The organism is Bacillus sp. FSL K6-3176 (genome assembly GCF_038003325.1).
Lineage (GTDB): Bacteria > Bacillota > Bacilli > Bacillales > Bacillaceae > Bacillus > Bacillus altitudinis.
Genome location: NZ_JBBOOX010000001.1, coordinates 1,807,612 through 1,820,859 on the forward strand (window position 1 = coordinate 1,807,612; position 13,248 = coordinate 1,820,859).

At 41.0% G+C, this 13,248-nt stretch carries 15 protein-coding genes; 10 read left to right on the plus strand and 5 right to left on the minus strand.

The genetic code is table 11. The features are described from left to right. Nucleotides 1-78: 78 nt before the first annotated feature. The 7 genes from acnA (at nucleotide 79) to MHB38_RS09340 (ending at nucleotide 4,871) form a co-directional block, all read left to right on the plus strand. Entirely contained in the window at nucleotides 79-2,808 is a 2,730-nt protein-coding gene (gene acnA / locus MHB38_RS09310) for an aconitate hydratase AcnA (protein WP_048002681.1), read from the plus strand. Nucleotides 2,809-2,874: 66 nt separating this feature from the next. Beyond that, nucleotides 2,875-3,378, plus strand: a complete 504-nt coding sequence (locus tag MHB38_RS09315; RefSeq protein WP_048002680.1) for a TlpA disulfide reductase family protein — start codon at nucleotides 2,875-2,877, stop codon at nucleotides 3,376-3,378. A 76-nt stretch (nucleotides 3,379-3,454) separates the two neighbouring features. Continuing rightward, the gene (locus MHB38_RS09320) at nucleotides 3,455-3,580 is read left to right on the plus strand and encodes an FbpB family small basic protein (protein WP_003211002.1); all 126 of its coding nucleotides are present in this window, start codon (nucleotides 3,455-3,457) and stop codon (nucleotides 3,578-3,580) included. Between the two features lie 51 nt (nucleotides 3,581-3,631). Beyond that, a complete protein-coding gene (locus tag MHB38_RS09325) occupies nucleotides 3,632-3,775 on the plus strand; it encodes an acid-soluble spore protein N (RefSeq protein WP_008357830.1) in 144 nt (47 codons plus the stop codon). A 15-nt stretch (nucleotides 3,776-3,790) separates the two neighbouring features. Next, entirely contained in the window at nucleotides 3,791-4,033 is a 243-nt protein-coding gene (gene tlp / locus MHB38_RS09330) for a small acid-soluble spore protein Tlp (protein WP_017359579.1), read from the plus strand. Between the two features lie 103 nt (nucleotides 4,034-4,136). Beyond that, complete coding sequence (locus MHB38_RS09335) at nucleotides 4,137-4,559, plus strand: acyl-CoA thioesterase (protein WP_008343800.1); 423 nt, start codon at nucleotides 4,137-4,139, stop codon at nucleotides 4,557-4,559. A 3-nt stretch (nucleotides 4,560-4,562) separates the two neighbouring features. Continuing rightward, complete coding sequence (locus tag MHB38_RS09340; protein ID WP_008343798.1) at nucleotides 4,563-4,871, plus strand: hypothetical protein; 309 nt, start codon at nucleotides 4,563-4,565, stop codon at nucleotides 4,869-4,871. Between the two features lie 41 nt (nucleotides 4,872-4,912). Here the strand turns inward: MHB38_RS09340 and MHB38_RS09345 are convergent, their stop codons facing one another. Together MHB38_RS09345 and plsY are read right to left on the minus strand one after the other, a co-directional pair. Beyond that, nucleotides 4,913-5,200 carry a HesB/YadR/YfhF family protein gene (locus tag MHB38_RS09345; RefSeq protein ID WP_008343795.1) on the minus strand — a complete coding sequence of 96 codons (288 nt, stop codon included), beginning with the start codon at nucleotides 5,198-5,200 and terminating at the stop codon, nucleotides 4,913-4,915. Between the two features lie 96 nt (nucleotides 5,201-5,296). Then, entirely contained in the window at nucleotides 5,297-5,878 is a 582-nt protein-coding gene (gene plsY, locus MHB38_RS09350) for a glycerol-3-phosphate 1-O-acyltransferase PlsY (protein WP_008343794.1), read from the minus strand. A 154-nt stretch (nucleotides 5,879-6,032) separates the two neighbouring features. Between plsY and MHB38_RS09355 the strand changes: the two genes are divergently transcribed. From MHB38_RS09355 to parC, 3 genes are all read left to right on the plus strand, one after another. Further along, nucleotides 6,033-6,446 (plus strand): CoA-binding protein, encoded by a 414-nt coding sequence (locus tag MHB38_RS09355; RefSeq protein ID WP_048002678.1) that lies wholly within the window; start codon nucleotides 6,033-6,035, stop codon nucleotides 6,444-6,446. Between the two features lie 416 nt (nucleotides 6,447-6,862). After that, the gene (gene parE, locus MHB38_RS09360; protein ID WP_007499323.1) at nucleotides 6,863-8,830 is read left to right on the plus strand and encodes a DNA topoisomerase IV subunit B; all 1,968 of its coding nucleotides are present in this window, start codon (nucleotides 6,863-6,865) and stop codon (nucleotides 8,828-8,830) included. A 2-nt stretch (nucleotides 8,831-8,832) separates the two neighbouring features. Further along, nucleotides 8,833-11,274, plus strand: a complete 2,442-nt coding sequence (parC, locus tag MHB38_RS09365) for a DNA topoisomerase IV subunit A (protein ID WP_048002677.1) — start codon at nucleotides 8,833-8,835, stop codon at nucleotides 11,272-11,274. A 53-nt stretch (nucleotides 11,275-11,327) separates the two neighbouring features. Here parC and MHB38_RS09370 read toward each other — a convergent pair whose 3' ends face one another. The 3 genes from MHB38_RS09370 to MHB38_RS09380 all read right to left on the minus strand — a co-directional run bounded on the left by MHB38_RS09370 (nucleotide 11,328) and on the right by MHB38_RS09380 (nucleotide 13,197). Then, nucleotides 11,328-11,453, minus strand: a complete 126-nt coding sequence (locus MHB38_RS09370) for a hypothetical protein (protein ID WP_008343787.1) — start codon at nucleotides 11,451-11,453, stop codon at nucleotides 11,328-11,330. Nucleotides 11,454-11,481: 28 nt separating this feature from the next. Further along, entirely contained in the window at nucleotides 11,482-11,829 is a 348-nt protein-coding gene (locus tag MHB38_RS09375; RefSeq protein WP_008343786.1) for a hypothetical protein, read from the minus strand. A gap of 195 nt (nucleotides 11,830-12,024) precedes the next feature. Next, nucleotides 12,025-13,197, minus strand: coding sequence for an MFS transporter (locus MHB38_RS09380; RefSeq protein ID WP_079920355.1), 1,173 nt, complete (start codon nucleotides 13,195-13,197; stop codon nucleotides 12,025-12,027). Between the last annotated feature and the right edge of the window lie 51 nt (nucleotides 13,198-13,248).

Sequence of the window (13,248 nt, forward strand, 5' to 3'; positions counted from 1 at the left end):
TGAGAAAATTGTGGTGAAATACGACGATTTTTCTGAGAATTGAAATTGATCTTGATCATCAAAAGGGGGATTTTGGACATGTCGAAACAGCAGCAAGTCGCTAAACAAGACGCTTTTCAATCTAGAAAAACGTTTTCGACAAATGGGAAAACGTATCACTATTATTCGTTAGAAGCACTCGAGAAACAAGGAATCGGAAATGTTTCTAAGCTGCCTTATTCCATTAAGGTACTTTTAGAATCAGTGCTTCGCCAAGTAGACGGTAGAGTGATCAAGAAGGAACACGTTGAAAACTTGGCAAAATGGGGAACTGCCGAGGTAAAAGAAATTGATGTTCCATTTAAACCTTCTCGTGTTATTTTACAAGACTTCACGGGTGTGCCAGCTGTCGTTGACCTTGCTTCTTTAAGAAAAGCAATGGCAGATGTGGGCGGAGACCCAGATAAAATCAACCCTGAAATTCCAGTTGACCTGGTCATTGACCACTCTGTACAAGTCGATAAAGCTGGAACTGAAGATGCATTAAACATTAACATGGATTTAGAATTCGAACGTAACGCAGAGCGTTATAACTTCCTTAGCTGGGCAAAGAAAGCGTTTAACAATTATCAAGCTGTTCCGCCTGCAACAGGGATCGTTCACCAAGTGAACTTAGAGTATCTTGCAAGTGTTGTTCATGCAATCGAAGAAGATGGCGAGATCATCACTTACCCAGATACATTAGTTGGTACTGACTCACATACAACAATGATTAACGGTATCGGTGTACTTGGATGGGGCGTTGGCGGTATTGAAGCGGAAGCTGGAATGCTCGGTCAGCCTTCATACTTTCCAGTACCAGAAGTCATTGGTGCTAAATTAGTTGGAGAGCTTCCAAACGGAACGACTGCAACTGACCTTGCATTAAAAGTGACACAAGTTCTTCGTGAAAAAGGCGTAGTGAACAAGTTCGTCGAGTTCTTCGGACCTGGTGTTGCACAATTGCCGTTAGCAGATCGTGCAACAATTGCGAACATGGCGCCAGAATACGGTGCAACTTGCGGATTCTTCCCAGTAGATGAAGAAGCGCTAGCTTACCTTCGCCTTACTGGACGTGATGAAGAGCAAATTAATATCGTTGAAGAATATTCTCGCGCAAATGGCTTATTCTATACGCCAGATGCAGAAGAGCCAATTTTTACTGATGTTGTGGAAATTGATCTTTCTCAAATTGAATCAAACTTATCTGGTCCTAAACGTCCACAAGATTTGATTCCACTTTCTCAAATGAAAGAGACGTTCCATAAACACATCGAAAGCCCAGCTGGTAACCAAGGTTTTGGCTTAGAAAAATCAGAGCTAGATAAACAAATTGAATTTGATCTAGCAAATGGGGAAAAGGCTGTGATGAAGACAGGTGCGATTGCGATTGCAGCGATTACGAGCTGTACGAATACATCGAACCCATACGTCTTAATCGGAGCAGGTCTTGTTGCGAAAAAAGCAAGTGAGCTTGGTATGAAGGTGCCAAATTACGTGAAAACGTCACTAGCACCGGGTTCTAAAGTTGTAACAGGGTACCTTGTGAATTCGGGACTTCTTCCATATTTAAGAGACCTCGGATTTAACATTGTTGGGTATGGCTGTACAACATGTATCGGAAACTCAGGACCGCTTGAAAAAGAAATTGAAGATGCTGTCTCTGAAAATGATCTGCTGATCACTTCTGTTTTATCAGGTAACCGTAACTTCGAAGGTCGTATCCACCCGCTTGTAAAAGGAAACTACCTTGCATCTCCACCATTAGTTGTGGCTTATGCACTTGCTGGTACGGTGAATATTGATTTAACAAAAGATCCGATCGGTGTCGATAAAAATGGCGAGAACGTTTATTTCAATGACATTTGGCCATCAATGGATGAAATCAACAGCGTCGTGAAAAGCACTGTCACACCTGAGCTATTCCGTTCAGAGTATGAAACTGTTTTTGACAACAATGACCGCTGGAATGAAATTAAAACAACGGATGATGCATTGTATAAATGGGATGAAAATTCCACATACATTGATAACCCGCCATTTTTTGAAAACTTATCAGTTGAACCTGGTAAAGTTGAACCACTTAAAGGATTGCGCGTAGTGGCGAAGTTTGGTGACTCTGTCACAACAGACCATATTTCTCCTGCTGGAGCGATTGGTAAAGACACACCTGCAGGTAAATACTTGCAAGAAAGAGGCGTATCGCCTAGAGACTTTAACTCATACGGATCTCGCCGTGGTAACCACCATGTTATGATGAGAGGTACTTTTGCAAACATCCGTATTAAGAACCAAATCGCACCAGGAACAGAAGGCGGGTATACAACGTACTGGCCAACTGGTGAAGTGACATCGATTTATGATGCATGCATGCGTTATAAAGAAGATGGAACTGGTCTTGCGATCTTAGCAGGCAAAGACTACGGAATGGGTTCTTCTCGTGACTGGGCTGCAAAAGGAACAAATCTTCTTGGAATTAAATTCGTTCTAGCGGAAAGCTTTGAGCGTATCCACAGAAGTAACCTTGTCTTCATGGGTGTACTTCCTTTACAGTTTAAAGACGGTGAAAGTGCAGAAACTTATGGACTAACAGGAACAGAAACATTCGAAGTAGATGTTGATGAAACAGTTCGTCCGCGTGATCTTGTCACTGTAAAAGCAATTGATACAGATGGCAACGAGAAAACATTTGAAGTAACTGTTCGCTTTGACAGTGAAGTCGAAATTGACTACTACCGTCATGGTGGTATCCTTCAAATGGTACTGCGTGAGAAATTGGCAAGCAACTAATAAAGCAAAGAAGAGAAGGCGATTAGACAGCTTTCTCTTCTTTTTTAACATAGTGGAGGATCAATCATGTGGAAAAAAGGAATGGCAAGCGCTGTTTTACTTGTGTTGATTGGTTTACTTGCATGGAATGTATTCGGACCAAAAGAACCCGCCATCGGTCTTGAAACAGGGGACATAGCCCCTGATTTTGAGCTCAAAACCCTTGATGGCAAAACGGCATCGTTATCTGATTATCGAGGGAAAAAAGTACTCCTCAATTTTTGGGCGACATGGTGTAAGCCTTGCCGAACAGAAATGCCAGATCTAGACGCAATTAGAAGTGAAAATGACCAAGTTGAGGTACTAGCGGTGAATTTGACGAACACTGAAAAGAGTGTGGATCACGTCGCATCTTTTATTGATGAACTTAAGGTCAGTTTTCCTGTTTTATTAGATCAAAAAGGTATTCAAGCGAGATATCAGGTACTTTCATATCCGACGACATACATACTAGATGAAAAAGGGCGTATCCTGTCTGTAAAGCATCAAATGCTCACAAAAAAAGAAATTGAAAAAGAGCTGGATCTATAATGATTCAGCTCTTTTTTGCTTATTTTCTAAATGTTTTGGCGAAAATGGTATGAACAGAGTGGAGGTGGTGATAGACATGAGAAGAAGAAAGCGCCGTACATTTGAAGAACTTGTGCTTGAAAATAAAAAAGAATTATTAAGCAATGAGGAATTTTTAAACCAGCTTGAAGAAAAGTTGGAAGAGCGATTTAGACAGAAATAAGTTATGATTTGTCCTTTTTCGTTCATCCTAAAGAAGAGGGAGGGATGAATGATGGGTAGAGAGCATGATAAACAAGCGCAGTTTACACCAGACCATTTAGGGACAAAACCTGTAGCATACAAACGAAATAAAGGCAAAAAGATGCATAATAAATCGAATGAACAGCCTGATGTGATACAGACGAAGGGCGAATAATAGGAGGGAAGCATGATGAATGACAAGTCATATCAATCCAATCCAGATGATCGTTCTGATAATGTTGAGAAGCTGCAGGATATGATCGAAAACACACTTGAAAATATTGATGAATCTGAAGCAGCAATGGGTCTTTCAACAGAGGAAGAAAAGCAGATGATCAAGCAAAAAAATGAAAACCGTAGAACAAGTATTGACGCAATGCGTTCTGAAATAAAGGACGAGGAAGCAGCAAGAAAGAGCGGTTACACTGAATAAACCAGGGATTCCTGGTTTATTTTATTGCCTCTTTTTAGAAGAACCATTTGGAATGTGGTAAAATGTCAGAGACGTTAGGTTTTGATAGGAGAGCGATGAAAACGTGTATGTATCTAAAAAAGAAATAGAAGTCCGTTATGCAGAAACAGATCAAATGGGTATTGTGTATCATGCCAACTATTTAATCTGGATGGAAGTCGGCAGAACAGCATTAATTAAAGAATTAGGCTTTTCCTATGCCCAGTTAGAGGCAGACGGTGTCCTTGCACCTGTTGTCGATCTTCAGGTTCAATATAAGAAACCACTACTGTACGGTGAAACGGCTACAGTTCACACATGGATAGAAGAATATAACGGCGTGAAAACAGTGTATGGCTATGAAATACAAAAACCTGATGGACAAACGGCTATTACAGGGACCACCTCACATATTTGTGTGGACAAAGAAACCTTTAGACCGATTCAATTTAGAAAAGCTTTCCCTGCATGGCACAGCGTTTACGAACAGTCCAAGAAGCAGGTTTGATTCATGGCATTTGGAATTAAAAGAAAGGATCTACATGCTTGGAAATCAGCTGTTCGGCAAGGGAATGTGGCTTTTTTGACACACTATTGGCTTGATGACCGTTTTCCGCATGCGAATACTGTCACAAAGGCAGCCTGTCAGGATATGGAGCAATTAATCGCTTGGGGACAAAAGCATGGATTAAAGAAAGAATGGATCCATGTTCGCGAAGGTTTTCCTCATTTTGATCTCATCGGTGATTCGCAAAAACGGATTTTACAAAAAGAGCGGTCGTTAGGAAACATTCAGGAGTATGGACTGTATATTGAGTGATAAACAAAAAAGATACCCGAGGGATGAGGTATCTTTTTTGTTTATTCATAATGAAATTCTGGTTCTTTCACGGACTCGTTATAATCAATATGCAGATCATGGTTGTCAAAATACCAAATATCACTTTCTTCTACGAAGAAAGTAATGCCTTCTACTTCAGCGGTTGCGCCGGCATTTTGAGGTTCATCTTTTGCGACGCCGAGAGAAAAGCCTTTTTGTACATTACTGCACCCGCCATATCTGACAAAAAAGCGAACATGATCACCTTTTTCTAAATCCAGTTCATTCTTGTACCAATTGAGTGCATCATCTTTTATCGTTAATTTCAATGTGATCGCCCCTTTTTGAAGTCATGCTGTTTTTAAATGCAGGATGCAAAAACAGCTTTTCTTTACTTTTACCACATATTTAAATTGATGAAACGGCTAAAGCCATTTGATTTTCGGTTCAGTTTTGTTGAGAATTCGTTTGAGGTTGGCGATGTGTCTGAAGATCACAAAGCCAGCAAGAACAGCAACAACAATAATTAAAAATAGATCTTGGGTGAATATGCTGTAAATGAATGTGTAGATCCCAGTCAGCATAGATGATAATGAAACATATTTACTAATGTATAAAAATAAGAAAAAAGCAGCGATCATCGTGATAAATAAGAACGGGGCATAAAATAACAGCACGCCGCCTGATGTAGCGACCGCTTTTCCCCCTTTAAATTTTGCAAAGACAGGAAAGCTGTGACCGATAACAGCAGCAACTCCTGCTAATAAGGGATGAATGTCCAGTTGCATGAAAAACGGTAAAGCCGAAGCAAGAGTCCCTTTTAAAATATCAGCAGTGATAACGATGGACCCTGCTTTCACACCCAGTGTACGGAATGCATTCGTCGCACCTAGGTTCCCGCTGCCATGTTCACGGATATCGATTCCCTTTGCAGCTTTCCCGACAATGAGACCTGATGGAATACTGCCGAGAAGATAAGCCAAAATAAACATCAAAGCAATTAACATCTGCATAACTCCTTTATATTCTCCCTCTTGTCTTACATTTTAACATGATCTTATGAAAAACATGGCGATCTTTTTTTGAAAAAAACGATGGCCGATGAATTCAGCTTTGTTTTTAACAAGAAATTCGCTAAAATAGAAGAAAAGGAGTGTCTGGATGAATCATCCTTCAAAACAAGAAATTGGGCGTATATTAAAAAGCAGTAAGCGAATTGCGGTTGTTGGTTTGTCAGATCAGCCGCACCGAACGTCTTATATGGTTTCAAAAGCCATGCAAGATGCCGGTTATGACATCATTCCTGTCAATCCAACGATTGATGAAGCACTTGGGGTAAAAGCGGTCGCCTCTTTAAAAGACATAGATGGGCCTGTTGATATCGTCAATGTCTTTAGACGTTCAGAGTTTTTGCCTGAGGTGGCGAAAGAATTTCTTGAAATAGACGCACCTGTTTTTTGGGCGCAGCAAGGTGTATATCATGAAGAGGCGAAAAGGCTGATTGAGGAAAATGGCAAGGTCGCCATCATGGATTTATGTATCAAAGTGGCTCATGCGATGACAAAAACTCATTAAATCGTCAAAAATCCTTGGTTTTTCAAGGATTTTTGCTTTTTTGTTGCAAAAATATATTTGCGATTCTAGAAGAAAGCGATAAAATAAGGCGACAGGGGCATATCGGTGACCTTGCATATCGAGAAAAAGAGAGATAAGATAAATATAGAACATTTGTTCTGTTTTGCTAAAACCATCATATGATTGCATTTGGCTTATGAAACAGTCTTGTTTATAATGGACTTCTAGTTCTGATTGCAGAATGTAGAACATGATTCATAACCGTGCAAAAGAGCATGTATCGCTGAATCACACATGCATGGTGATGATGCAGCTTATTAAAGTGGACAGTAATGAGCAGCATGATCATCATTAAAATCTAGAGAGATCATTGATGATTAGCCGGTTATGTTTGTTAGTGAAAGGGGATTAAGCATTTGGTTAAAAAGCAGCAAGTAGATTATAACGATGATTCTATTCAGGTGCTAGAGGGGCTTGAAGCGGTCCGTAAACGTCCAGGGATGTATATTGGATCGACGGATTCACGCGGTCTTCATCACCTTGTCTATGAGATTGTAGACAACTCTGTCGATGAAGTGCTCGCTGGCCATGGAGATCATATCATTGTCAAAATACATAAAGATAATAGCATTTCCGTCCAAGATAAAGGGCGCGGAATGCCTACTGGTATGCATAAGCTTGGAAAACCGACACCAGAGATCATTTTAACGGTCCTGCACGCAGGCGGAAAATTTGGTCAAGGCGGTTATAAAACAAGTGGTGGACTTCACGGGGTTGGGGCGTCCGTTGTGAACGCACTTTCAGAGTGGCTCACCGTGACGATAGAACGCGATGGATTTATTTATCACCAGCGCTTTGAACATGGCGGAAAACCAGTCACATCACTTGAAAAAATCGGGAAAACGAAAAAGACCGGTACACTGATTCATTTTAAGCCAGATCCAACGATGTTCAGTGTCACCACCTATAATTTTGATACATTATCAGAGCGGTTAAGAGAATCAGCCTTTTTATTAAAAGGGCTAAAAATAGAGCTGATTGATGAGCGCCATGATGTGCAGGAGACCTTTTATTATGAGACAGGTATTGAAGCGTTCGTTGCTTATTTAAACGAGGAAAAGGATGTACTTAGTGAAGTCGTTTCGTTTGAAGGCGAACATCAGTCCATTGAAGTCGATTTTGCCTTTCAATTTAACGACGGCTATTCAGAAAATATTTTGTCGTTCGTCAATAACGTAAGAACCAAAGATGGCGGTACGCATGAGTCTGGTGCAAAAACGGCCATGACGAGAGCCTTTAATGAATATGCACGCAAAGTGACCCTTTTAAAAGAAAAAGATAAAAATTTAGAAGGTACGGATATTCGTGAAGGCCTGTCAGCTGTTATTTCTGTGAGAATTCCTGAAGAACTTCTTCAATTTGAAGGACAAACAAAAGGAAAGCTTGGAACGAGTGAGGCAAGGTCAGCTGTTGATGCCGTGATTTCTGAAAAATTGGCTTATTTTCTTGAAGAAAATCGCGAAACGGCGACACTGCTTGTGAAAAAGGCAATTAAAGCGCAGCAGGCAAGAGAAGCGGCTAGAAAAGCAAGAGAAGAAGCAAGGAGCGGCAAGAAACGGAAAAAATCTGAAGCGACACTAAGCGGAAAATTAACACCTGCTCAATCTAGAAACCCGGCAAGAAATGAACTGTATCTAGTAGAGGGCGACTCAGCGGGTGGATCAGCCAAGCAAGGTCGTGATCGAAAATTCCAAGCGGTGCTGCCGCTTCGAGGGAAGGTCATTAATACAGAGAAAGCAAAGCTTGCGGACATTTTCAAAAACGAAGAAATCAACACCATTATCCATGCTATTGGCGGCGGGGTTGGTGTCGATTTTAATGTAGAAGACATCAATTATGACAAAATTGTCATCATGACAGATGCTGATACAGATGGCGCGCATATTCAGGTTCTATTGCTTACATTCTTCTACCGCTATATGAAGCCGCTGATTGAGCATGGCAAAGTATTCATTGCCCTTCCGCCTTTATATAAAGTTAGCAAAGGCTCAGGGAAGAAAGAAGTCATTGAATATGCTTGGTCTGATGAAGAAATGGATGACGTACTAAAGAAAGTTGGAAAAGGATATACGATTCAGCGCTATAAAGGTTTAGGTGAAATGAATGCCGACCAGCTATGGGAAACGACAATGAATCCAGAGTCGAGAACGCTTGTCAGGGTGAAGATCGATGATGCTGCACGAGTGGAGCGCCGCGTCACGACACTGATGGGTGACAAAGTAGAACCACGCCGTAAATGGATTGAAAAGAATGTCGCCTTTGGACTTGATGAGGAAAGCAACATTCTTGAAAATGAAAACTTGTCGCTAGCTGAGGAGGTTTAAACATGGCACAACAAGAACGATTTCATGATTTACCGTTAGAAGAAGTGATTGGGGACCGTTTTGGTCGCTATAGTAAATATATTATCCAAGATCGTGCACTTCCAGATGCACGTGATGGATTAAAACCTGTACAACGAAGAATTTTATATGCAATGTATGCAGAAGGAAATACACAAGATAAAAACTTCCGTAAAGCTGCCAAAACAGTCGGTAACGTCATTGGTAACTATCATCCGCATGGTGATTCATCTGTTTATGAAGCAATGGTGAGAATGAGCCAGGATTGGAAAGTGCGAAACGTGCTGATTGAGATGCATGGAAATAACGGGAGTATCGACGGAGATCCTCCTGCTGCCATGCGTTATACGGAAGCAAGGCTTTCTGCCATTGCATCAGAGCTTTTAAAGGACCTCGACAAGGAGACAGTCGAATTTGTCGCGAACTTTGATGATACAAGCAAAGAGCCTGTTGTCTTGCCAGCGATGTTTCCCAACCTTCTTGTGAACGGGTCAACAGGGATTTCAGCCGGTTATGCGACTGATATTCCGCCGCACCATTTAGGAGAAGTGATTGATGGCGTGATTAAGCGAATCGAACAGCCGCATTGTACGGTTGAGGATTTAATGACAGTCATCAAAGGACCAGATTTCCCAACAGGCGGGATCATTCAAGGTGTGGATGGTATTAAGAAGGCATATGAAACAGGTAAAGGAAAGATTATGATTCGCGGAAAAGCGGAGATTGAAACCATCCGCGGTGGACGCCAGCAAATCGTGATCACAGAAATTCCTTATGAAGTGAATAAAGCCAATCTTGTCAAAAAGATGGATGAGTTCCGCATTGAAAGAAAAGTAGAAGGAATTTCTGAGGTTCGGGATGAGACGGATCGTACCGGCCTTCGGATTGTTGTAGAGCTGAAAAAAGAAGCGGATGCGAATGGTGTCTTGAATTTCTTATATAAAAATTCTGATCTGCAAATCCCATATAACTTTAATATGGTCGCGATACATAACAGAAGACCGACTTTAATGACGCTTACAACTGTACTAGACGCTTACATTGCTCATCAAAAAGAAGTGGTGACGAACCGCTCAGCATACGAGCTTCGAAAAGCAAAAGAACGTCATCATATTGTAGATGGATTAATTAAAGCTCTTTCCATTTTAGATGAAGTCATTGCGACGATTCGTTCGTCTAATGATAAGCGTGATGCGAAAAACAATTTGATGGAGAAATATGATTTTACAGAAGCTCAATCAGAAGCGATTGTTTCTCTCCAGTTATATCGTTTAACAAATACAGATATCACTCAACTAAGAGACGAAGCAAGAGAGCTTGACGTGCGAATTGCAGAGCTTGAAGACATCTTAGCGAATGAGAAGAAGCTGTTTAAAGTCATTACGAACAACTTGAAGAAGTTGAAAAAGACGTATGCTGATGAAAGACGATCCGTCATTGAGGAAAAAATTGAAGAAATTAAGATTAACCTTGAAGTGATGATCGCATCAGAGGACGTGTACGTCACAGTCACAAAAGATGGATACATCAAACGGACAAGCCAGCGTTCATATGCTGCATCAAACGGTAAGGACTTCGGTATGAAGGATACAGACCGACTGATTCACCAGTTTGAAATGAATACAACAGATGTTCTTCTGCTATTTACGAATAAAGGGAGCTACATTTACTGTCCAGTTCATCAGTTGCCAGATATACGCTGGAAAGACATGGGGCAGCACATTACGAATATTATTTCGATTGATCGCGATGAATCCATTCAAAAAGCGATCCCAATTAAAGAATTCGATGAATCATCGTATCTCCTGTTCTTCACAAAAGGCGGTATGGTGAAGAAAACAGAGCTTCTTCAATATAAAGCGCAGCGTTATTCAAAACCGCTTGTCGCCTTGAATTTAAAAGGTGATGATGAACTTGTAGATGTTCATGTTACAACAGGTCAGCAAGAATTGTTTATTGCAACGAAAAATGGCTATGGATTATGGTTTGATGAAGAAGAAGTGAGTGTGGTCGGTCCGAGAGCGGCTGGTGTGAAAGGCATCAATTTGAAGGACGGAGACGAGGTGGTCTCTGGACAAATCATTGATCCGAATAACAATGTGCTTGTGCTCACGACACAAAGAGGTGCTGTGAAGCGGATGAACCTCTCTGAATTTGATAAGACATCAAGAGCAAAACGTGGAGTGATCATGCTAAGAGAATTAAAGAAAAACCCTCACAGAATTGTTGCTGTGATTGCTGCTTCACTGCACGATACACTTGAGATTGATACGGAAAAGGGTGCCACGATCCCGCTCGATATTTCCACACTAAGGGCAAATGATCGTTATAGCAATGGATCGTTTATTTTAGATGAGGAAGAGCAGGGAGAAGTAACTCAAGTTCTTTTATCACCTGCTGCATCTGACCAAGATGACAATAAATAAGCATAACGAAAACCCCCTGCGTAAGGCAGGGGGTTTTTTATGATGAGGTCAATTTAACTCTCGTGATTGCCAAACATGCTTGTAATGGCATGCACTACTTCAATTCCTTGGTAAACGAAAAGAGAAAGTGAAGTGACAGAGAACAGACCTAGAATGAATACTCTTAAGAAAAATAACATCGTGTAAAACCTCCCAATTTTGTTTGATTTAAATGGTTGGGTTAACACGAGCTACTCGGAAATTCGAAGACTGGTAGAACACTGCAAGTAAATGCTTCTTTTTCCGGTCAAATCGATCAGTATAAGTGATGCGTGCAAATCCAGCTGCCATACTGCCAATGACTAGCAGTGCTGTAAATGCCGCAAATACTGCGTTCACATGTTTTTGTTTCTTTTCATCGCCTGCTGTCTGAACGATTTTCATTTCATGTGATTCTTGATCAGCAACCACCTTTGCATGATGGTATACCTGAACGGAATGAGGCATTGAGAACAAATGAAAACTTGCAAGTGCTATGAATAAGACTGCTAATTTTAACAGCATATTTTTTTTCATTTTTCTCACCCCTTCCTGTTTATTTTCATGATCTTACCACGTTTTCAGTTATTTGAAAAGTCTTATTTTTTTACTTTCCCTCTTTAAAAAAGCGCTAAACATCAAGACATCTATAGGACTGTTTCACTTCATGAAAGGTTTCAATTTTATTTTTTAAATTTAAAAAAAGTACCGAGATCAAAGATCTGGCACTTTTCAAAAAGAATGTATTGATGTCGGTTTTGCAACAGCTTTTGTGAAGATTCCTGCAATACAAATGGCAAACAGAACAAAAATAAACGCATGAAGCAGTCCGACTTGATTGGCGAGCAGTCCTAAAACAGGGGGCCCTGATAGAGAGGCTGTATACCCAGATAAAGTGACGATACTGACACGTTTGACAGCATAGCGGCTATCATCACCAGCTGCTGAAATGGTCAGCGGGAAGCCTAAGGACGCGCCAAGTCCCCATAAAAAGATAGATATCATACACACGACGAGTGAAATCTTTAAAATCACCAAGAATAGTCCGGCGGCAGCAGATAAGATCGCGATTCTTAGCAATAGCACCCTGCCAAAGCGATCAATGAAACGTCCGCTCAGTAGTCTGCCACTAATCATCCCGCACAAAAATAATGCGTAGATGACCGTACTCATTGAATGAGAAACCTGATAGCCATCAACCATTGCTAGTGGAATCCAATCATTTGCAGAACCTTCTACAAATGCGAGACATAAGGCAATCATCGCTAATGAGATCGTTCGTTTGTTCAGCCATGATGTTTGAGAAGCCTCAACGGATTCTGTCTGCGTCTCATCCGGATCTTTTCCTGTCCCGTGCGGAATAAACCGTGTACAAATCAGGATACTGAGAAAGAAAAGGAGTGCAATGGTGAGAAGGTGAATGAGGACAGACACACCTAAATAAATAAAGAGAATTCCGGCACCTGCACCAATTAACGTTCCAATACTGAAAGAAGCATGCAAAATCGGCAGGATCGTTCTCTTGATCTGATACTCAATCTCCGTTCCTTCTAAGTTCATGGCTACATTGCACATACCTGAGCCTGAACCAAAAAGAAAAAGACCAGCAGTGACAATTAGCGTAGAAGAGAGGGCGGCGCCGATTGCAAGGGTTGAGAATCCAATAAACATCAAAAAAGCGCTGACCACAATCGCCACTCGGCCGCCTTTTTTGCGAACGAATACATTGGAAAGAATCAGCCCGACAATGGAACCTACAGATAGGCCGAGTAAAATGAGTCCCATTGTGCCTGTATCTGCTTGCAACAAATCTCTCACTTCTGGTGTTCTTGAAAACCAAGTGGAGATGGAGATCCCAGACATCGTAAAAATAACAATAATCGCTTTATACCACTTTAATTTCATCTAATCCCTCATATCTATGTAGTCATACAGAACAAATCTACTCGATTATAA